The organism is Nocardia beijingensis NBRC 16342 (genome assembly GCF_001612785.1).
GTDB classification, from domain to species: domain Bacteria; phylum Actinomycetota; class Actinomycetes; order Mycobacteriales; family Mycobacteriaceae; genus Nocardia; species Nocardia beijingensis.
In genome coordinates, this window is sequence record NZ_BDBC01000016.1 from 12,094 (window position 1) to 30,986 (window position 18,893).

At 71.6% G+C, this 18,893-nt stretch carries 19 protein-coding genes and 1 riboswitch; of the genes, 16 read left to right on the forward strand and 3 right to left on the reverse strand.

The window, feature by feature from the left end; all coding sequences use genetic code 11:
• Positions 1–124 precede the first annotated feature (124 nt).
• Complete coding sequence (locus NB3_RS10945; RefSeq protein WP_067800521.1) at positions 125–532, reverse strand: SCO2097 family morphological protein; 408 nt, start codon at positions 530–532, stop codon at positions 125–127.
• 247 nt (positions 533–779) lie between these two features.
• A complete protein-coding gene (locus NB3_RS10950; RefSeq protein WP_067800524.1) occupies positions 780–1,220 on the reverse strand; it encodes an SAV_6107 family HEPN domain-containing protein in 441 nt (146 codons plus the stop codon).
• Between the two features lie 168 nt (positions 1,221–1,388).
• Here NB3_RS10950 and NB3_RS10955 point away from each other — a divergent pair, with 168 nt between their 5' ends.
• From NB3_RS10955 to NB3_RS10975, 5 genes are all read left to right on the forward strand, one after another.
• On the forward strand, positions 1,389–2,000 hold the full coding sequence (locus tag NB3_RS10955) for a GNAT family N-acetyltransferase (protein ID WP_067800527.1): 612 nt from the start codon (positions 1,389–1,391) through the stop codon (positions 1,998–2,000).
• Positions 2,001–2,007: 7 nt separating this feature from the next.
• Positions 2,008–3,573, forward strand: a complete 1,566-nt coding sequence (locus tag NB3_RS10960; protein ID WP_067800528.1) for a phytoene desaturase family protein — start codon at positions 2,008–2,010, stop codon at positions 3,571–3,573.
• On the forward strand, positions 3,570–4,409 hold the full coding sequence (locus NB3_RS10965) for a carotenoid biosynthesis protein (protein WP_084486140.1): 840 nt from the start codon (positions 3,570–3,572) through the stop codon (positions 4,407–4,409). Before NB3_RS10960 ends, NB3_RS10965 begins: the two co-directional genes overlap by 4 nt.
• A gap of 61 nt (positions 4,410–4,470) precedes the next feature.
• A complete protein-coding gene (locus NB3_RS10970; RefSeq protein ID WP_157111718.1) occupies positions 4,471–5,253 on the forward strand; it encodes an LppM family (lipo)protein in 783 nt (260 codons plus the stop codon).
• Between the two features lie 35 nt (positions 5,254–5,288).
• Complete coding sequence (locus NB3_RS10975; protein WP_067800533.1) at positions 5,289–6,422, forward strand: glycosyltransferase family 2 protein; 1,134 nt, start codon at positions 5,289–5,291, stop codon at positions 6,420–6,422.
• 27 nt (positions 6,423–6,449) lie between these two features.
• Here the strand turns inward: NB3_RS10975 and NB3_RS10980 are convergent, their stop codons facing one another.
• Complete coding sequence (locus NB3_RS10980; protein WP_067800536.1) at positions 6,450–7,157, reverse strand: hypothetical protein; 708 nt, start codon at positions 7,155–7,157, stop codon at positions 6,450–6,452.
• A 375-nt stretch (positions 7,158–7,532) separates the two neighbouring features.
• A riboswitch (SAM riboswitch) is annotated at positions 7,533–7,626 on the forward strand.
• Between the two features lie 27 nt (positions 7,627–7,653).
• Here NB3_RS10980 and NB3_RS10985 point away from each other — a divergent pair.
• The 11 genes from NB3_RS10985 (at position 7,654) to NB3_RS11035 (ending at position 18,765) form a co-directional block, all read left to right on the forward strand.
• Positions 7,654–8,661, forward strand: coding sequence for an amino acid ABC transporter permease (locus tag NB3_RS10985; RefSeq protein ID WP_084486137.1), 1,008 nt, complete (start codon positions 7,654–7,656; stop codon positions 8,659–8,661).
• A complete protein-coding gene (locus NB3_RS10990) occupies positions 8,658–9,425 on the forward strand; it encodes an amino acid ABC transporter ATP-binding protein (RefSeq protein ID WP_067800539.1) in 768 nt (255 codons plus the stop codon). Before NB3_RS10985 ends, NB3_RS10990 begins: the two co-directional genes overlap by 4 nt.
• Positions 9,426–9,439: 14 nt before the next feature.
• Positions 9,440–10,399 carry an ABC transporter substrate-binding protein gene (locus NB3_RS10995; RefSeq protein ID WP_067800542.1) on the forward strand — a complete coding sequence of 320 codons (960 nt, stop codon included), beginning with the start codon at positions 9,440–9,442 and terminating at the stop codon, positions 10,397–10,399.
• 4 nt (positions 10,400–10,403) lie between these two features.
• The gene (locus NB3_RS11000) at positions 10,404–11,054 is read left to right on the forward strand and encodes a GNAT family N-acetyltransferase (protein WP_067800547.1); all 651 of its coding nucleotides are present in this window, start codon (positions 10,404–10,406) and stop codon (positions 11,052–11,054) included.
• Complete coding sequence (locus tag NB3_RS11005; RefSeq protein WP_067800550.1) at positions 11,051–12,670, forward strand: ABC transporter substrate-binding protein; 1,620 nt, start codon at positions 11,051–11,053, stop codon at positions 12,668–12,670. The genes NB3_RS11000 and NB3_RS11005 overlap by 4 nt, the downstream gene beginning before the upstream one ends.
• Before the next feature lie 2 nt (positions 12,671–12,672).
• Positions 12,673–13,677: an ABC transporter permease gene (locus NB3_RS11010; RefSeq protein ID WP_067800553.1), complete on the forward strand. Its 1,005-nt coding sequence runs from the start codon at positions 12,673–12,675 to the stop codon at positions 13,675–13,677.
• A 128-nt stretch (positions 13,678–13,805) separates the two neighbouring features.
• A complete protein-coding gene (locus tag NB3_RS11015; protein ID WP_371855895.1) occupies positions 13,806–14,618 on the forward strand; it encodes an ABC transporter permease in 813 nt (270 codons plus the stop codon).
• Positions 14,615–16,237 (forward strand): dipeptide ABC transporter ATP-binding protein, encoded by a 1,623-nt coding sequence (locus tag NB3_RS11020; protein WP_067800558.1) that lies wholly within the window; start codon positions 14,615–14,617, stop codon positions 16,235–16,237. Before NB3_RS11015 ends, NB3_RS11020 begins: the two co-directional genes overlap by 4 nt.
• 173 nt (positions 16,238–16,410) lie before the next feature.
• Positions 16,411–16,743: a hypothetical protein gene (locus NB3_RS11025; protein ID WP_067800561.1), complete on the forward strand. Its 333-nt coding sequence runs from the start codon at positions 16,411–16,413 to the stop codon at positions 16,741–16,743.
• A gap of 61 nt (positions 16,744–16,804) precedes the next feature.
• The gene (locus NB3_RS11030) at positions 16,805–17,611 is read left to right on the forward strand and encodes a DUF1684 domain-containing protein (RefSeq protein WP_067800564.1); all 807 of its coding nucleotides are present in this window, start codon (positions 16,805–16,807) and stop codon (positions 17,609–17,611) included.
• On the forward strand, positions 17,608–18,765 hold the full coding sequence (locus NB3_RS11035; protein WP_067800567.1) for an LLM class flavin-dependent oxidoreductase: 1,158 nt from the start codon (positions 17,608–17,610) through the stop codon (positions 18,763–18,765). Before NB3_RS11030 ends, NB3_RS11035 begins: the two co-directional genes overlap by 4 nt.
• Positions 18,766–18,893 lie beyond the last annotated feature (128 nt).

Consider the following 18,893-nt stretch of genomic DNA (forward strand, 5'->3'; position numbering starts at 1 on the left):
GGAAGGGGGAAGCCCTTCCCGAAGATCATCCGCTACGTGATCGGACACACACGCGAACCGGCGACGCCGCACCATCACGGTGCGGCGTCGCCGGTCGTGCTGAAGTTGTCAGGCTACGGGCCAGCTATTCCTGCTCGAACCGCCGCCGGAAGCGATCCTCCATACGCTCGGAGAACCCGCCGGACTTGCGCTGGCGCCCTCGCCCGCCGCCGGAGGACGCCTGCCCGCCGGGCCGGTCGTTCTTGGCGATGCTCTTGGAGGTGCCCAGCAGCAGGAGCACGCCGGCGCCGAACATCACGATGAAACCGATCAGGCTGATGATCGGGAAGCCGCCGGGCTTCACGGGCGCGGCGATGCCCGCGACGAGGAGGAAGAGGCCGAGGACGAACAACGCCGCGGCCTGGAGTCTGCGACGACTCGAGGTCGAACGTAGCCGTCCGCCGCGGACGGACGAGGCGAACTTGGGATCCTCAGCATAGAGAGCGCTCTCGATCTGTTCGAGCATGCGCTGCTCGTGCTCGGAGAGTGGCACGGTACCTCCCCCGGCACTAGGACGTGGCTGTCGCCTCCGGGTAGACGACAGATAGCCGACCTTGGCGGCCATCTGCCACCAATGATACGAGTTCGATCAGGGCCAGACCACCTAATGGGCGCAGTCGGACGCAGTCCGTCCCCAATCCGCGCATGGCCGCAGCGAAGGCGGAGGTACGCCTAATGCACACAGTCGGACGTAGTCCGTCGTCAGTCCGCGCACGGCCGCAGCGAAGGCGGAGGTACGCCTAGGCCGTCATACCGCCCGTCACTCCGGGGGCCGGGCGCAACCGGGCCGATGTCGCGAGGAGGTCTTCCACGTCGTGGAGGAATGCCGCCACCCGGGAAGAGAACTCGTCGGCCTCGTGTTCGTCGACATTGCGGTCCAGCCCCGCCTCCAGTGCCGCGCGGATCTCGGAGCGGGCGCTGAAGTAGTCCGCCCACATCACGAATTCCGGCGCGGCGCGCTGCATCAGCACCCACGCGTTGCGCGAGCGCGCCCTCGGCGCGGCATCGGCGCCCGTGAGCGCGATCACCGCGCCCGCGCCGCGCAGCGCCGCCAGGTAGGCGGTGCGGAACCGCTCCCGCGGATCACGTTCCCCCGCCGCCTGCATGAGCAACCCGTCGGCGCGCTCCAGCAGCTTGCCGGCCCGGCCGGGCCCGCCCGGATGTTCCACTCGACCAGACATCGCCGTTCCTCCACCCTCGCGTACCTTGGCCCATAGGGCGCAGGAGGCGGCGTGCCCCACCGCTTTCCAGCACCGCCCGGACCGAACAGGTATTCGAACGTTTGAATTGAGCTTCAATATAGAGACGCCCACCGACAAACTTCCGCGTCCGCGCGACCGACGAGAGCCATGACCGCCGTCAAGCCCAATCACACTCCCGCACCCGCCATCGTCGATCTCTCGGTGGCGGCGCTGCGCTCCCGGCTGCACGACGCGCTGTCGGTCTACGTGGCCGCCATGGACTACCCGCGCGGGACCGAGAACCATCGCGCGCCGATGTGGACCGAGCACACCACCCGGCCCGGCTGGCAGGCGGTCGCCGCGGTGCTGCCCGACGACTCCGGCCGGATCGATCTGCGCCGCGCGCCGATCGTGGCGATCGCCTACGGCTATCGCGGCGCCGCGCACCAGTGGTGGCACCAGCAGGTGCACAGCGGCATGCGGCGCTCGGGCTGGCCGGAACATTCCACGCGCGAACTGCTCTCGGACTACTTCGAGCTCACCGAACTGCACGTGCATCCGGCCGCGCAGGGCCGCGGCATCGGCGGCACGCTGCTGGAACGGCTGCTGCGCGACCGCACCGAACGAGCGGTGCTGCTGTCGACGCCGGAGGTCGCCGAGGAGGACAACCGGGCCTGGCGGTTGTATCGCAGGCAGGGATTCACCGACGTGGTCCGCAATTTCGTCTTCGCGGGCGACACCCGGCCGTTCGCGATCCTCGGCAGGCGGCTGCCGCTGTGAGGATCACGTGACGGCTGTCGTCGTCGGCTCCGGCCACAACGCCTTGGTGGCCGCCTGCTACCTCGCCCGCGCCGGGCACGAGGTCGAAGTGCTCGAGCGGGACGACGTCCTCGGCGGAGCGGTGTCGACGGTCGAGCGGTTCCCCGGCCATCGGGTCGATCGCGGCTCGTCGGCGCACATCATGATCCGCCACACCGGCATCGTCGAGGACCTGGAGCTGGGCCGTTTCGGCCTGCGGTACATCGACTGCGACCCATGGGGTTTCACCCCCGCCCACGCCGACCGCCCCGCCATCGTGTTCCATCGCGACCTGGATGCGACCTGCGCCTCCATCGCGGCGGCCTGCGGCGGGCGGGACGCGGACGCCTACCGCCGGTTCGTCCGCGTGTGGAGTCCGCGCAGTGCCAGGGTGATGCGGGCGTTCGGCGGCGCGCCGACGCCGGGCAGGCTGGTGCGGGCGTTCTGGGGGCTGGACGCGAAGGACGGCGGCAGCGCGCTCTCGCGGGAGTTCCTGCAATCCGGCGACGCCCTGCTGGACTCGTTCTTCGAGGACGAACGGCTGAAGGCGTCGCTGGCCTGGTTCGGCGCGCAGTCGGGGCCGCCGATGTCGGAGCCGGGCACGGCGCCGATGGCTGGCTTCGCCGCGCTCATGCACACCTTGCCGCCGGGTCGCGCGGTCGGCGGCAGCGGAGCGCTGACCACCGCGCTGGTGGCGCGGCTGCGCTCCGACGGCGGGGTGGTGACCTCGGGCGACGCGGTGACCGCCCTGCGCCGTGACGGGGACCGCTGGCGGGTGCGCACCGCGTCGGGCCGAGAGGTGCGCGCGGGCATCGTGATCGCCGGTTGCCACGTGCTGGCCACCTTGGATCTGCTGCGCGCCGGTGGCTTCGACGGCGCGGTGCTCGACGACTGGCGCGGCCGCATCCGCGTCGGTCCCGGGATCGGGATGGTGGTGCGGGCCGCCACCTCGGCGCTGCCCCGCTACCCGGGCAGCCCGATCGACCACTCGGCCCGCGGCCTGCAATTCCTGGTGTCCGATCGCGCGCAGTTGCGTCGTGCGCACGGCGCGGCGCTGGCGGGTGACCTTCCGCCGCGGCCGGTCGTGCTCGCGATGAGCTTCAGCGCCCTCGACCCGACGATCGTGCCGCCCGGCGAGCACCAGTTGTCGCTGTGGGCGCAATGGCATCCGTACCGGCCTGCCTCCGGGGCGGACTGGGCCGATCTCGCGCAGCGGGAAGGCGACCGGATCATCGCGGAAGTCGACTCCTACGCGCCCGGTTTCGCGGCGACCGTGCTGCGCACCCACGTGCAGACGCCGGTGGACCTGGAGCGGGAACTCGGGCTCGTCGGCGGCAACGTGATGCACGTGGAGATGTCGCTGGACCAGATGATGCTGTGGCGTCCGCTGCCCGAACTCGCGGGGCAGCGGGTGCCCGGCGCGCCGGGGCTGTATCTGACGGGCGCGTCGACCCATCCCGGCGGCGGTGTCTCCGGCGCCAGCGGGCGCACGGCCGCCGCCCTCGCGCTGCGCGACCTGAACCGTCCCCGGTTGCCGCGGTGGCTGCGGCGATGACGGATTCGGGCGACCCGTCGCCCGCGGCGTCGGCGCCCACGCGGGAAGACCCGACGGCTCGGTCGGCGAGCTTCGTGCTGCCACTCGCCTTGGTCGTCGGGACGATCGTCGCGCAGATCGGTTACCCGCTGACGGCGGGTGCCGCGCGCGACCGCGTCACCGTCGCGGTCGTGCTGCTCTCCGCCGCCGCCGCGCTGGCGCACGCGACCGCGACCAGGGGGTTGCGCTACGCCGTCGGTTTCCTCGTCGTGGTCTCCGGCATCGGGCTCGCCGCCGAGGTGATCGGTACCGCGACCGGCGTGCCGTTCGGCTGCTACGAGTACGCGACCGACCGGCTCGGGCCCGCCCTGCTCGAAGTGCCGCTGCTGGTCCCGCTGGCCTGGACCGGCGGCATCTATCCGGTATGGGTGGTGGCCGGGTTGCTGTCGCGGCGGACGGCGGTGCTGGTCGCGGCGACGGCGGCGGGTGCCGTGGGCTGGGATTTGTTCCTGGATCCGCAGATGGTGGCCGACGGGCAGTGGACCTGGTGCGACACCCGGTCGGGACTGCCGGGACTCGATCTGATCCCGGTCACCAACTATCTGGGCTGGTTCGGCGTCGCACTGGTGATGGGCTGTCTGCTGGCGGTCTGGGAGCGAGCGGCGCCGGATCCGGTGCGGCTGCCGGGTGGCCGCGCGGTCGCCGTCCCGGTGGCCTTCTTCCTGTGGACCTGGCTCGGGTCGGCGCTGGCGCACGCGGTGTTCCTCGATCTGGCGCCGTCCGCCGGATACGGTTTCGCCGGCATGGGGCTGCTCGGCGTTCCCCTGCTCGTCGCGCTGGCTCGCGCGCGTCGCTGACCCGGCGCGCCGACGCGCGCTGCGACTGGCGCGTTTCATTCCGGGCGGATGGCCTGGCACGATGTCACCCGTGCAGCCGAGTCCCGTCACCACGAAGCTCGATACCCCGGATCGCCCGCAGCGACGGGTCCCACGCCGCGGCGTGCGCGCCGCTTCGGTCGTCCTGCTCGCGGCGATGCTTGTCCCGCTGCTGGCCGGCTGCCTGCGGGTCCAGGTGTCGATGGGCGTCTCGTCCAACGACCGGGTGTCCGGACGGATCGTCGCCGCCGTGGTGCCCGCCGACGCCGGGGACAAGGGCCCGCAGCTGAAGGCGCCCGAAACGCTGGCCGCCAAAGTGCGGGTGGAGCCGTACACCCAGGACGGGTACTCGGGCAGCCAGGTCTTCTTCGAGGATCTGTCCTTCGGCGAGGTGCAGCAGCTCGGTCAGCTGTCCGAGCAGACCCAGGGCATGTTCCAGTTGCAGTTCCAGCGCACCGGCGACCTGGTCAGCCTGACCGGGCGGGTCGATCTGAAATCGGTGCCGCCGCACGGCTCCGACGTGCAGTTCACCATCGCGTTCCCGGCCCGTGTCGCCAAGACCAACGGCAGCCGCGAGGGCGACAACGTCGTGTCCTGGAAGCTGCCGCCCGGCGATGTCTCCACGCTGCGCGCCGAGGTCAGCTACGCCGACCCGAACACCCGCTCGTTCGCGGGCTGGGCGGGCATCGCGGGCGGTATCACGCTCGCGGTGGCCGCCATCGTCGCCGCCATGGCGTACATGGACCGCAACCCGGCCGCCCCCGGAGCGCCGGAAGTCGGCTTCTCCCTGAGCCGCTGGTGGCGCTCGGTGACGCAGAATCGCTGAGCGATCGGTCGGTGCGCCGGGATAGCGTGGCCCGCATGGTGAGGATCCTGCCTTCCTGCTCCGCCGCGGTGGCGGCGCTCGGCGCGGGCATCGCGCTGTACAACCGGGTCACCGTGCGGCGGTTGACGACCACCCCGACGACGGTGATCGAACCGGTCACCGTCTGTATCCCGGCGCGCGACGAGGCCGACCGGCTACCCGAGCTGATCGGCGACCTGCGCGCCCAGATCGGCGTGCCGCGCATGGCGGTACGCATCCTTGACGACGCGTCCACCGACGACACCGGCGCCGCCGCCCGCGCGGCCATCGACGGCGACCGCCGTTTCACGCTGCTGCGCGGCGATTCCGGCCCGGTCCCCGGATGGACGGGAAAGGCCGCCGCCTGTGTCCGGCTGGCCGAGGACGTGTCGACGCCGGTGCTGATCTTCTTGGACGCCGATGTGCGCTTGGCCCCGACGGCGCTCGCGGCGGCGGTCGGGGCGCTGCGCGGCCGGGGCGCCGCGCTGGTCTCGCCGTGGCCCCTGCAAGTCGCCGGTTCGGCGGCGGAGGCCGTGGTGCAGCCCCTGCTGTGCTGGTCGTGGGCCTCGACGCTGCCGATCTCCGCGGCCGACCGGAGCTTGCGGCCCGCCACGGCGGTGGCCTGCGGCCAGTTCCTCGTGTTCGACAACGCCGCCTACCGGTCGGTGGGCGGTCACACGGCGGTGGCCGGAAGCGTCACCGAGGACCTCGATATCGCCCGTGCGCTGCGGCGAGCCGGTCACTCGACGGTTCTGGTGGCCGCGGGAGCGTCGGCCCGCACCAGGATGTATCGCGGCGCCGCGGAATTGGACGCGGGCTACACCCGCTGGCTCTGGTCGGCCTACGACGGCACGATAGCGGGCGGGGCGGCGGTGGGACTGGTTGCCGCCCTTGCCTATTGGGCGCCGCCCGCGATGGCGGTGTTCGGCCGCGGGGCGACCCGCAGGACGGGTTCGATCGGCTGGTTCGCCGCCGTCGCCGGGCGACTGCTGGCCCGTTCCACCGAGACCGGCGGCCCGCTGCGACCTTCGGATCTGCTGGCCGCGATCGCGCATCCGGTGTCGGTGGCGGCGTATCTGCTGCTGTGGGCGCGGTCGCACCGGGCCCGCCGCCGCGGCACGGCCCGCTGGAAGGGTCGCGCCCTTCCCTGATCGCGCCGAGCCGCGGCGGCCGCGACCTCATGGCACCGGCGTGATTCCGACGGTCGGCAGGAAGACGCAGGACTTGGCGCCGTTCTGCACCGATCCGAACACCGCGGCGAGCACGGTGCCCTTGCCGGTGTCCACCGGAACGGCACGCACCCCGCCCATCGGGAGGGACGCGACGAGGAAGTCCCGGATCGCCTGCTCGGCGGCGGGGCGCAGGTCGGAGGGAACCGCCGCGGGGATCATCGAGCGGGCGACCTCCGGCAACGGTCCCATGGCGGCCGTGCCGCCGCGGCCGGTGCTCAGGTTGAGCCAGGCCACTTGCATGCCCCCGGTATTCGGACCGTCCGGCCCGAGTCCGTAGGGCACGAAGGTGAACATGGCCTGCCCGGCCTTGACGGCGCTGAGGTCCTGGCCGGGAATCTGGACCGTGTTCTTCGGCCACGGCCCCGGAATGGCGCCTGCCACGGCGGGCGCGAGACCGGCCGTGGTGTTGTCGAGGCAGAACGCCGACGCGCTCGGGTAGGCGAACGGCTGGATGCCGAGCGCGCGCAGCGCGTCGAGCGCGGCTTGATACGCGCCGAACAGGTCACCGGGGGCGGCGATCGGCACGGAATCCTCGGCGGACGCGGGAAGCGGGGTATCCGGAGCCGCGAACGCGGCGGCGGGTCCGGCGAACACGAGGGCGATCGAACTTGTCGCGACAGCGGACAACTGGGTCAGACGGCGCAATATGGTCACGAAACCTCCTCATCGGCGGAACGATCGAGGGGGACAGTACTCCGGCTAACGCGTCCAACAGCCGGGATTCCGCACAGCAATTTCGTGGCGAGTCCTGTTTGCCCGGAACAAACCTCGGCGCGGCGCATCGGCGTTCCCCAGCGTCGGCGATAGCCGTATGCTGCATCGGACCGGCGTCGCCCCGCAACGCCCGCCCCGGCCCGGAGCACTCCGCGCGCCTCGATCGAGCAGCGCACGCCTGGTTACTACAAGGATCCGATGCACGCGCGTGGACAAGGTCTACGCTCACGGTGATTACTTCTCTTGTTCCATGCTTCCCTTGCTGGGCATCATGATTCGGCTCGCCCCTGACAGCCGTTGACAGGGGGTCGGCGCCAACCATCCAGAGCGACCGAGAGACCTGGCTCGTCGACGTCGCAGCAACCCCCCGGTCATCGGGTGCGGGTGCTTCCGCCGGGACCGATGGAGGAACCGAAGTGATCATCGAGGACCCGTCATGAGCGCGTCCACCGCGCCGGACGCCGCCCCCGAGGCCGCCGCGCCGAGCGAACCGGACCCGACCCGCACGCCCGCCCCCGCCGCGAGCGCCGCGACGCCCACCGTGGCGAAGACCCGGCATCCATGGCGCTGGGTGGTCAGCGCCGTCGCCCTGCTCGTGCTCGCCCAGTTCGTGCACGGCCTGGCCACCAACCCCGGCTGGGACTGGCCGACGTTCGCGCAGTACATCACGGCGAAGTCGGTGCTGTCGGCGCTGCGGGTCACCCTGGAGCTGACCGCATGGGGCACCGCGCTCGGCTTTCTGCTCGGCACCGCGCTCGCGATCGCCCGGCTGTCGAACAACCCGGTGCTGCGGGTGATCTCGTGGGTCTACATCTGGGCGTTCCGCTCGATCCCGCTGATCGTGCAGCTGCTGTTCTGGTTCAACATCGCCTACCTGTACCAGACCCTCTCGGTCGGCGTCCCGTTCGGGCCCGCGCTGTTCACCTTCGAGGTGAACGGGGTGATCAGCGGATTCACCGCCGCCGTGATCGGCTTGGCGCTGCATCAGGCGGCCTACTCGGCCGAGATCATCCGGGCCGGTTTCATCTCGGTGGACGCGGGGCAGCTGGAAGCCGCGGCCGCACTGGGGATTCCGCGGCTGCGGCAGTTCCGCACGGTCGTGGCGCCGCAGGCGATGCGCTCGATCCTGCCGAACGCGACCAACGAGGTGATCAGCCTGTTCAAGGGCACCTCGATCGTATCGGTGATGGCGATCGCCGAGCTGTTCTACCAGGTCCAGGTCATCTACGGGCGCAACGGGCGGGTGGTGCCGCTGCTGATGGTCGCGACTGTCTGGTACATCGTGCTCACCACCGTGCTCTCGGTGGCGCAGTACTACATCGAACGCCATTACGCCAAGGGCGCGCACCGCACGCCACCGCCGACGCCGCTGCAACGCGCGTGGCGGAAGCTGCGCGAGGTCGCCGAGGACGGTCCCGTCGCACCGCGCGGAGCGACCCGATGAGCGCCGCACCCGCCGTGCAGGTCCGCGGCGTGCGGAAATCCTTCGGCGCGCACGAGGTGCTGCGCGGCATCGATCTCACCGTGCGCTCCGGCGAGGTGGTGGCCGTGATCGGTCCGTCCGGGTCCGGCAAGTCCACCCTGCTGCGCGTGGTCAACCATCTGGAGACGCTGGACGCGGGCACCGTGCACATCGACGGCGAGCTGATCGGATACCGGCTGCGCCGCGATCGCCTGCACGCCCTGCCCGACCACGCGGTGCGCAAGCAGCGCTCCCGCATCGGCTTCGTCTTCCAGCAGTTCAACCTGTTCCCGCACCTGACCGTGCTCGACAACGTCACGCTGGCGCCGCTGTCGGCACAGCGGCGCGACCGGACCGAGGTGGAGCGCGAGGCGCGCCTGCTGCTGGACCGGGTCGGCATCGGACACCTGGCCGACGCGTATCCGCGCAGGCTGTCGGGCGGGCAGCAGCAGCGAGTGGCGATCGCCCGCGCGCTGGCGCTGCGCCCGCGCGTGATCCTGTTCGACGAGCCGACCTCCGCGCTGGACCCGGAACTGGTCGGCGAGGTGCTCGACGTGATCCGCGATCTGGCGCACGGCGGCACCGCGCTGGTGATCGTCACCCACGAGATCGGTTTCGCCCGTGAGGTCGCCGACACCGTGGTGTTCCTCGACGAGGGCGTCATCGTCGAGCAGGGTCCGCCCTCGGCCGTCCTCGACCATCCCGAACACCCGCGCACCCGCGCGTTCCTTTCCCGAGTCCGTTGACGAACAGGTTTCCGATGAAGTTCTCCGCCCTGGTCACCGTCGCCGCCACCACGGTCGCGCTGCTGGCCACCGGCTGCACCGAACCCGAGGCGGACAACGCCGTGCAGCCCGCCGGTTCGATCACCTTCGACCTCTCCCCCGCCCAATCCGGCCGGGTCAGGGCGGCCAAGGTCGACGCCATCGCCGCCGAGGTGCCGAAGGCCATCCGCGACCGCGGCACGCTGGTGGTGACCGGCGCGTCCGGCGCGGCGCCGCCGCTGCGGTTCTACGCCACCGACGACAAGACGGTGGTCGGCTCGGAGGTCGACTTCGCCTCGCTGATCGCCGACATCCTCGGCCTGAAACTCGAAGCGCAGGTGGCCGATTGGTCGCAGAACTTCGTGCGGGTGGACTCCGGCGAGGTGGACGCGTTCATCTCCAACGTCACCGTCACCGAGGAACGCAAGGAGAAGTACGACTTCGCGACCTACCGCAAGGACAACGTCGCGCTGGAGGTGCCGATCCAGAGCAAACTCGACTACAAGGACCGCACGAGCCTGGCGGGCAAGCGGATCGGCGTCGGCAGCGGCACCAACCAGGAGCAGCTGCTGGTCAAGTGGAACGAGCAGAACCGCGCCGAGGGGCTGGCGCCGATCGACATCGCCTACTTCCAGCAGGTCACCGACTACTACCTGGCGCTGGCCTCGCAGCGGCTCGACGGCTACCTCGGGCCGAACCCGACGGCGATCTACCACGCGGCCACCGCGAAACAGACCAGGATCGTCGGCACCTTCTCCGGCGCGGGCGAGGCGCTGCAAGGCGAGATCGCGGTGCTCACCAAAAAAGACAACAAGCTGATCACCGCCGTGCAGCACGCGCTGGCCTACGCCATCGAGCACGGCACCTATCAGCAGGTGATCGACCGGTGGGGCCTGCAGAGCGAGACGGTCACCGAATCGCGGATCAACCCGCCCGGCTTGCCGAAGAAGCGATGAGCCGATGACACAGTCGCTTTCGACCGGGACGCTGCGCGTGCACCAGGTCGCCCAGGACGACCCGCTGGCCGCGCCGCTGCTGGCCGAACTCGCCCTCGAGTACAGCAGCCGTTACGGCCGCACGCCCGGCGAGGTGCACGCTTCCTTGCGCGAGCACCCGGCCACGGCGTTCGCGCCGCCGCACGGGGTTCTGCTGGTGGTCACCCGCGACGGCGAGGCGGTGGCGGGCGGCGCGTTCCAGCGCTACGACGCGCACACCGCGGAGCTGAAGCGGATCTGGACCTCGCGCGAGCACCGCAGGGAAGGGCTGGGCCGGTTCGTGCTCGAGCAGTTGGAAGCCGAGATCGCGCGCCGCGGCTACCGGCGGATCTACCTGACCACCGGACCCCGGCAGCCCGAAGCGGTCGGCCTCTATCTCGCCACCGGTTACCGCGCGCTCTACGACCCTGACCTGCCCGCGGAACAGATCGGGCCGCACCCGTTCGAGAAGCAGCTGCCCGGGTGCCGGTATCCGGACGGCTCCGAGCTCTTCCGGGCGGAGGTCGCGCCCGAATCGCGCCGTGGCGTGCCCAGCCGACCGTCGGCGACCGCCGACACCTACCCCGACCAGGGCGAGGAACTCGCCCGCCCCGAAGTATCTGGAGTTGCCCCGTGATCCGAACCCGTCACCGAATCGTCGCGCTGGCCGGCGCGCTCGCCGCGGCCACCACCGTGGCCGCCTGCGGCAGTGATTCGGCCGCGCCCGGCGGCGACGCGGGCCCGCCCCAGCCGGGCGGAACCCTGCGCTACGGCCTGTCGCAGGCGCCGACCTGCTCGGATCCCGCCCAGGCCGGCACCAACCAGACGCTGTACGTCGCCCGGCAGATCGTGGATTCGCTGACCGACCAGGACCCGGCCACCGGCGAGCTGAAGCCGTGGCTGGCGCAGAGCTGGGAGGTCGCCCCCGACGCGAAGGTCTTCACCTTCCATCTCGTCGACGGCGTCACCTTCAGCGACGGCACGCCGCTGACCGCGGAATCGGTGCGCAACACGTTCGATTCGGTCGTGAAGCTGGGCTCGGGCAAGGCGCCGCTGGGCAGCAGCTACCTCACCGGCTACGTCGGCACCACGGTCGTGGACCGGCTCACCGCCCGAGTCGAGTTCAGCAAGCCGAACGCGCCGTTCCTGCAGGCGTCCTCGACCGCCGCGCTCGGCATCCTGGCCGACGTGACCACGGCCAAGCCCGCCGAGCAGCGCTGCCTCGGCGACAACGTCGGCAGCGGGCCGTTCACCTACGCGGCCTACCGCCAGGACGCCGCGGTGACGCTGGCCAAACGAACCGGCTACCACTGGGGTTCGGCGGTGTTCGCCCATCGCGGCGAGGCCTACCTGGACAAGATCGAGTTCACCGTGGTGCCCGAATCCGGCGTCCGCACCGGCAGTCTCGCCTCCGGGCAGCTGGACGCGATCAGCGACGCGCTGCCGCAGGACGCTCCGCAGATCGAGGCGGCGGGCGGACGGGTGCTCAGCACCGCCAACCCGGGCGTGCCGTTCGGGTTGCAGCTCAACGTCACCCGGGGGCCGCTGCGCGATCCGGCGGTGCGCACCGCCCTGCTGCCCGCCATCGATCGCAAGCAATTGGTCGACACCGTGCTCGGCCCGAAGTTCAAGCCCGCCACCAGCACGCTCGCCAGCACCACGCCCGGCTACACCGACCTGTCCGCGCGCCTGGCCTACGACCCGGCGAAGACGCGCACCCTCCTGGATCAGACCGGGTGGCTGCCAGGGGCGGACGGCGTCCGGGCGAAGAACGGCGAGCGGTTGTCCTTCTCGGTGCTGTTCAGCCAGGTGTTCGCGGGCAACCAGGCGATCCTCGAACTGGTCCAGCAGCAGCTGCGGCAGGTCGGCGTCGAGCTGAAGCTGGATCTGGTGTCCACGGCGGAGGCCACCGCTCGGCAGGGCAGCAAGGACTTCGACGCCTTCTACGGCAACACCACCCGCGCCGACGGCGACATCCTGCGCACCACCTTCGGACTCGACGGGCGCAACCTCAACGCGCGCGGTCCTATCCCCGCGTTGGACGACGTGCTGAACGGACAGGTCAGCACCGTCGACACCGCGACACGCAACGGGCTCATCCGCGCCGCGCAGGAACAGGTGCTCGACGCCGGACTGCAACTGCCGACCGTCGAGCTGTCCCAGGCCATCGGCGCGAGCGGGAACACGCGGGACCTGAAGTTCGAAGCCTCGGCCCGATTGCAGTTCTTCGACACCTGGCTGAGCGGACGATAGGCATGGCGCGCTATCTGGCCCTGCGGGCATTGCAGGCGGTCTGGGTGCTGTGGGCGGCGTTCACGCTGTCGTTCGTGGTGCTGTATCTGCTGCCCGCCGACCCGGTCTCGATCGCGGCCGACGGCGGCGGCGCCGGCACGCCGGTGGACAAGGCCGCCATCGCCGAACTGCAGGCTCGCTACGGGCTGGATCGGCCGCTGTGGGAACAATATTGGACCGCGCTCGGGCACGCGGTGCGGGGCGATCTCGGGCATTCCATCGCGACCGGGCAGCCGGTCACCGGCGCGATCGGTGACGCGCTGCCCGCCACGCTGGAATTGGCCGGAACGGCGCTGCTCTTCGCGGTCGCAGGCGGCGTCGCGCTGGCGTTCGCGGCGACGCAGACGCAGCGGCCTTGGCTGCGCAACGCCCTGGCCGCACTGCCGTCGCTCGGCGTCTCGGTGCCGACGTTCTGGACCGGATTGCTGCTGTTGCAGGTGTTCTCGTTCCAATTGCGGCTGGCGCCCGCGTTCGGCGGGCACGGTTTCGCCGGCACGGTGCTGCCCGCGATCACCTTGGCCCTGCCGATCGGCGCGGTCATCGCGCAGGTGCTCACCGCAGGGCTGGAGACGACCTGGCGTCAGCCGTTCGTCGACGTGGCCCTGGCCAAAGGCGGTTCGCGCTGGTGGGTGCGGCGCACGCACGTGCTGCGCCCGGCCAGCGTGCCCGCGTTCACCATCGCCGGGGTCCTGGTCGGCAACATGCTCGCCGGATCGGTGGTGGTGGAAACGGTCTTCGCCCGCCAGGGTGTCGGGCGGCTGACCCAGACCGCGGTGCTGGCGCAGGACATCCCGGTGGTGCAGGGCATCGTACTGCTCACCTCGGTGGTGTTCGTCAGCGTGAATCTGGCGGTGGACCTGCTGTATCCGCTGCTCGATCCGCGCATCGCCGCTCGCTCCCGCACAGTGCGCGGCGAGTCCGAGCAGACCGCCGCCGACACCGCCGAGGAGGCGATCGTTCGTGCCTGACCCTGCTCCCGTCCTTTCCACCGCCGGACTCGTGCCCGGCGCGCCGCTCGCCGAGGGGGTGTGGACTCGTGGTTGACGTCACCGAGGAACAGCGCAGAGCGGTGCTGCCCGGCCTGCGGCGACCGGTCGTGCGATGGAAGACGTTGCGCGGCAATGCCGGACTGCTGGTGGCGGGCGCCGTCGCCCTGCTCGCCGTCGGGTGGGCGCTGGCGCCGTCGGTCTTCGCCGGTGGCGACCCGCTGACCGGCGTGCCCGCGCAGAAGTTGCAGAGCCCCAGTGCCCAGCACTGGTTCGGCACCGACAATCTCGGGCGCGATCTCTACACCCGGATGGTGCACGGAGCCGGTCTGTCGCTGACCGCGACCCTGGCCGCGGTGGGCATCGCCCTGATCGCCGGGTCGCTGCTCGGACTGCTGGCCGGTGCGATCGGCGGCGTGGTGGACGCCGTCGTCATGCGGGTGGTCGATGTGCTGCTGTCGGTGCCGTCGCTGCTGCTGTCGCTCGCGCTGGTCACCGCGCTCGGCTTCGGCACCCGCAATGTGGCCGTCGCCGTCGGCATCTCGCTGGTGGCCAACTTCGCCCGCGTGATGCGATCGGAAGTGCTGCGGGTGCGCCGGGCGGTGTTCGTGGAGGCCGCCCACGCCGCGGGGGTGCGCTGGTACACGGTGCTGGCCAGGCACGTGCTGCCCAACTCCTACCAGCCCGTACTCGCGTTGGCCGCGGTGGAGTTCGGCATGGCGGTGCTGGCGGTGTCGGCGCTGAGTTTCCTCGGCTACGGCGCGAAGCCGCCGACACCCGAGTGGGGCACGCTGATCTCCGAGGGCCGCAACTATCTGGCGACCGCGTGGTGGATGACCACCCTGCCCGGCTTCGTCATCATCGCCGTCGTGCTCGCCGCCCAGCGGCTCGGACGCGCGATCGGGAAAGGGGAATCCGCGTGAGCGCCCCGGCATCTCCGCTGCTGCACGTCGAGGACCTGCGGGTTCGTTACCGCTCCGGCACCGGGCCGGTCACCGCGCTGGACGGTGTGTCGCTCACCGTTGCCCGCGGCGAGGTGGTGGCGCTGGTCGGCGAGTCGGGCTCCGGCAAGTCCACCCTCGCCCACGCCGTGATCGGCTTGCTCGGCCCGAACGCCGAGTTCGCCGGGGGAACCGTGACCTTCGACGGCGCCGTGGTCGACACCGGCTCCGAACGGGCGCTGCGGCGGCTGCGGGGAGCGCGGGTCGGCTTCGTCCCGCAGGACCCGGGGCTGTCGCTCAACCCGGTCCGGCGGGTCGGCGATCAGGTGGCCGAATCGCTGCTGGTGCACCGGCTCGCCGACCGCAAGGCGGCGCGGGCGCGGGCGATCGAACTGCTGGCCGACGCCGGATTGGACCGGCCGGAACTGCGCGCCACCCAGTATCCGCACGAGCTGTCCGGCGGGCAACGCCAGCGAGTGCTGATCGCCGCGGCGCTGGCCTGCGCACCGGACCTGGTCATCGCCGACGAGCCGACCAGCGCGCTCGACGCGACCGTCGCGCGCCGGGTGCTGGATCGGCTCGCCGAGCAGATCGCGCAGCGCGGCACCGCGGTGCTGCTGATCACCCACGACCTTGCCGTCGCCGCCGAACGCGCGGACCGGCTGGTGGTGCTCAACGGCGGCGAGGTGGTGGAGAGCGGCGCCACCGCCGAACTGCTGGCCGCACCGCGCCACCCGTACACCAAGCGCCTGCTCGCCGCCTCGCCCAGTCTCGCTCCGGCCGGCGGCTACCGCGAACCGGAGCCGCGCGACGGCGAGCCGCTGCTGGTCTTGCGCGACGTGCACAAGACCTTCCGGGCGCACGGGGGCGACAGCGTGACCGCGGTGGCGGGAGTCGGCTTCGAACTCGGTCGCGGCGAAACCCTTTCGCTGGTCGGGGAATCCGGATCGGGCAAGTCCACCACCGCGCGGATCGCGTTGCGGCTCACCGAACCCGACCGTGGCGAGGTCACCTTCGACGGGCAACCGCTGTCGCGGGCCCGCGGGTCGCGGCTGCGCGCGCTGCGCAAACGGTTCCAGGTGGTGTATCAGAATCCGTACGCCTCCTTGGATCCGCGCTGGCGAGTGGGCGCGATCATCGAGGAACCGTTGCGCGCGTTCGGGGTCGGCGACCGCGCGCAGCGTCGTGACCGCGTCGCGGAGCTCCTCGCGCAAGTCGCGCTCCCGGCCGGGTTCGCCCAGCGCAGGCCCGCCGAACTGTCCGGAGGGCAGCGCCAGCGCGTCGCCATCGCGCGAGCGCTCGCGCTGCATCCGGAACTGCTGGTGCTCGACGAACCGGTCTCCGCGCTGGACGCCTCGGTGCAGGCGCAGATCCTCGAACTGCTCGACCGCCTGCAGGCCGAGTTGTCCCTGAGCTACCTGTTCATCTCGCACGACCTGGCGGTGGTGCGCCGCATCAGCGATCACGTGGCGGTCATGCGGCACGGTCGCATCGTCGAATCCGGCCGCACCGCGGAGATCTTCGGCGATCCACGGCACGAGTACACCCGCGAGCTGTTGTCGGCCATCCCGGCGCCCGCGGTGGCGAAAGGCGTGCCCTGATGCCGCGTCCGGCCTACCGCCACAGCCGCGTGCTGCACCGGCCCCGCTGGGCTGCGTGCCGCGGCCGCCCGGAACCCGCCCCGTACCAAGCGATTACCCCTCCCTGCTCACCGGATCCCACCACCGGCCACAAGCCGAGCGCCTGGTGGCACCGACCGAAAAGGATCGCCCTGATGGTGTACTACGCCTTCAACCGGAAACCCGACGCCGACGCCGACCCGGTTGCCGCGCCGAACGTTCCAGCCGACGCCGCCGTTTCCGAAGCCGACCCGGCTCGCTGGTGGCGCACCCGGATGCGCGCCCCGCGTGCCGCCGACACCTTCGGCAACGGGCGGGTGCACGCGGTCGCACCGGTCCGCGCCGCGCGGGACCGACGCGATGTCCGGTCCGCACCCCCTGTGCCCGCCGCACTGTGGCAGCAGGCGTTGTTCCTTGCTCCCGATGTCGCCGGAGCCGGAACGCACCCGGCGCTGCGGCAGCAGATCGATACGGAGGGCACGGCCTGATGACCCGCCGCGTCCCGCGCCATCCCCATCGCCCCACCGCCCACGAAGGAGTCACCGCGTCATGACCACCAGCATCACCAGCGTTTTCGAGACCGAGTGGGCGCGCTGGCACCACGCGCGCGAAGACCGGCTGCGCGACCCGCTCGGCTTCCTCAGCCTGACCGGGCTGCACTGGCTCACCGACCGTCCCGAGCGGTTGCCGGACGTCCCCGGCACCTGGTGGGTCACCGACGAGAAGGTGTTCATCACCGCCCAGCCGGCCGACCGGCTGGAGTACGACGGGACCGGCATCGCGGGCGTGCAGATCATCACGCCCGCGGAAGGCGCGCCCGGCCTGCACATCCGCCAGGAGCGGCGGGTGCTCGAGGTGATCCGCCGCACGGGTCGCTACGCGGTCCGGGTGCACGACCCGGCCGCGCCCGCCTTGCTGACCTTCGACGGCATCCCGTCGTATCGACCGGATCCGCGCTGGGTGGTCTCCGGGCGATTCACCCCGTTCGAGGAACCGCGGACCGTGGTCACCGGCGCGGTGGTCGAGGGCCTCGAGCACCAGCACAGCGCGGCGGGCACCATCGAATTCCGCATCGGCGCGGTGACCGAACGGGTCGTCGCGTTCGGCGACCGCGATGATCTGCGCGTGCTGTTCACCGACGCCACGAGCGGTGTGACCACCTACCCGGCCGCGCGTTCGCTGACCGTCGGCGCCCCCGGCCCGGACGGCACGGTGGTGCTCGACTTCAACCGCGCGGCGAACCTGCCCTGCGCCTTCACCGATTTCGCGACCTGCCCGGTGGCGCCCGCGCAGAACCGGCTGCGCGTGGCCATCGAAGCGGGCGAGCAGGATCCGCGGCAGGGGCGTGCGGCATGAGCGGGCACGTTCCCCTATCGATCCTCGATCTGTCCCCGATCAGCGCGGGTTCCACCGCGCAGCAGGCGCTGCGCAACACCGTCGATCTGGCCCAGCACGCCGAACAGTGGGGTTACCACCGGTACTGGCTGGCCGAACATCACTTCGTCTCGGTGGCCAGTTCCTCCTCCATCACCCTGATCGGGTTGGTCGCCGCGGCCACCGAGCGCATCCGGGTGGGTTCGGGGGCCGTGCAGGTGGGTCATCACACCTCGGCGTCGATCGTGGAGGCCTTCGGCACGATCGACGCGCTGTACCCCGGCCGCCTCGACCTCGGACTGGGCCGGTCGGGTCATCGGCGCAGCCAGTTCGGGGCCGAAGCCGGGCGGCACAAGGGCGGTAAACCGGTGGTGGACATAATCACCGGGCGCACCGAGATCCGCGACGGCGTGGTCGTCCCGCCGCCGTTCGACCCCGGCCGCATCCTGGACCGGTCCAAGTTCATCGCCTCGGTGGGCGCGCTGCAGCAGCGCGGCGCGCAGCCGCTCGACTTCGCCGAGCAGATCGGTGAGGTGCGCGCCCTGCTGGCGGGCAGCTTCGTCAGCCCGGAGGGCGTCGCGCTGCACGCCGTTCCAGGCGAGCACGCCCAGGTGCGGCTGTGGCTGTTCGGGAGCACCGCGGGCGAGAGCGCGGAGCTGGCCGGACGGCTGGGACTGCCGTTCGCCGCGGCCTACCACGTCTCGCCGGGCACCGCGCTGGACGCGATCGAGGCGTATCGGGCGGCGTTCCGCCCGTCCGCCGACCTGGCCGAGCCGTATGTGGTGATCTCCGCGGACGCGGTGGTGGCGCCGGACGACGCGACCGCGCAGCGGCTGGCCGCCAGCTACGGCCACTGGGTCTACAGCATCCGCAGCGGCGCGGGGGCGGCCGAATATCCCGACCCCGCGGCCATCGGCCCGCTCACCGCGGAGCAGCGGCGGCTGGTGGACGACCGCCTGGCCACCCAGTTCGTCGGCTCACCCGGCACCGTCGTGGAACGGCTCGACGCGCTGCGACGCGTCAGCGGGGCGGACGAATTGCTGGTTACCACGATCACCCATCGGCACGCCGACCGGCTGGAATCGTATCGGCTGCTCGCCGAGGCATGGGGGCTGCGCGCCGCCGTCGCGGCCTGACTCCCGGTCTGCCGGTGCGCCTTGGCGCGCACCGGCGGACGCCGGGTCACCACGTCGCCCACGTTCCGTCGATCGGCGTCCGGCCCTGTCGCGCCGACACGGGGCCTGCGGACCGGCGATCGGCGGTT

Excerpts from the sequence above, each read along its gene's own strand:
- NB3_RS10950 (WP_067800524.1), bottom strand. The coding sequence starts at position 1,220 with ATGTCTGGTCGAGTGGAACATCCGGGCGGGCCCGGCCGGGCCGGCAAG.
- NB3_RS10955 (WP_067800527.1), top strand. The coding sequence starts at position 1,389 with ATGACCGCCGTCAAGCCCAATCACACTCCCGCACCCGCCATCGTCGAT.
- NB3_RS10965 (WP_084486140.1), top strand. The coding sequence starts at position 3,570 with ATGACGGATTCGGGCGACCCGTCGCCCGCGGCGTCGGCGCCCACGCGG.
- NB3_RS10970 (WP_157111718.1), top strand. The coding sequence starts at position 4,471 with ATGTCACCCGTGCAGCCGAGTCCCGTCACCACGAAGCTCGATACCCCG.
- NB3_RS10975 (WP_067800533.1), top strand. The coding sequence starts at position 5,289 with ATGGTGAGGATCCTGCCTTCCTGCTCCGCCGCGGTGGCGGCGCTCGGC.
- NB3_RS10985 (WP_084486137.1), top strand. The coding sequence starts at position 7,654 with ATGAGCGCGTCCACCGCGCCGGACGCCGCCCCCGAGGCCGCCGCGCCG.
- NB3_RS10990 (WP_067800539.1), top strand. The coding sequence starts at position 8,658 with ATGAGCGCCGCACCCGCCGTGCAGGTCCGCGGCGTGCGGAAATCCTTC.
- NB3_RS10995 (WP_067800542.1), top strand. The coding sequence starts at position 9,440 with ATGAAGTTCTCCGCCCTGGTCACCGTCGCCGCCACCACGGTCGCGCTG.
- NB3_RS11000 (WP_067800547.1), top strand. The coding sequence starts at position 10,404 with ATGACACAGTCGCTTTCGACCGGGACGCTGCGCGTGCACCAGGTCGCC.
- NB3_RS11010 (WP_067800553.1), top strand. The coding sequence starts at position 12,673 with ATGGCGCGCTATCTGGCCCTGCGGGCATTGCAGGCGGTCTGGGTGCTG.
- NB3_RS11025 (WP_067800561.1), top strand. The coding sequence starts at position 16,411 with ATGGTGTACTACGCCTTCAACCGGAAACCCGACGCCGACGCCGACCCG.
- NB3_RS11030 (WP_067800564.1), top strand. The coding sequence starts at position 16,805 with ATGACCACCAGCATCACCAGCGTTTTCGAGACCGAGTGGGCGCGCTGG.
- NB3_RS11035 (WP_067800567.1), top strand. The coding sequence starts at position 17,608 with ATGAGCGGGCACGTTCCCCTATCGATCCTCGATCTGTCCCCGATCAGC.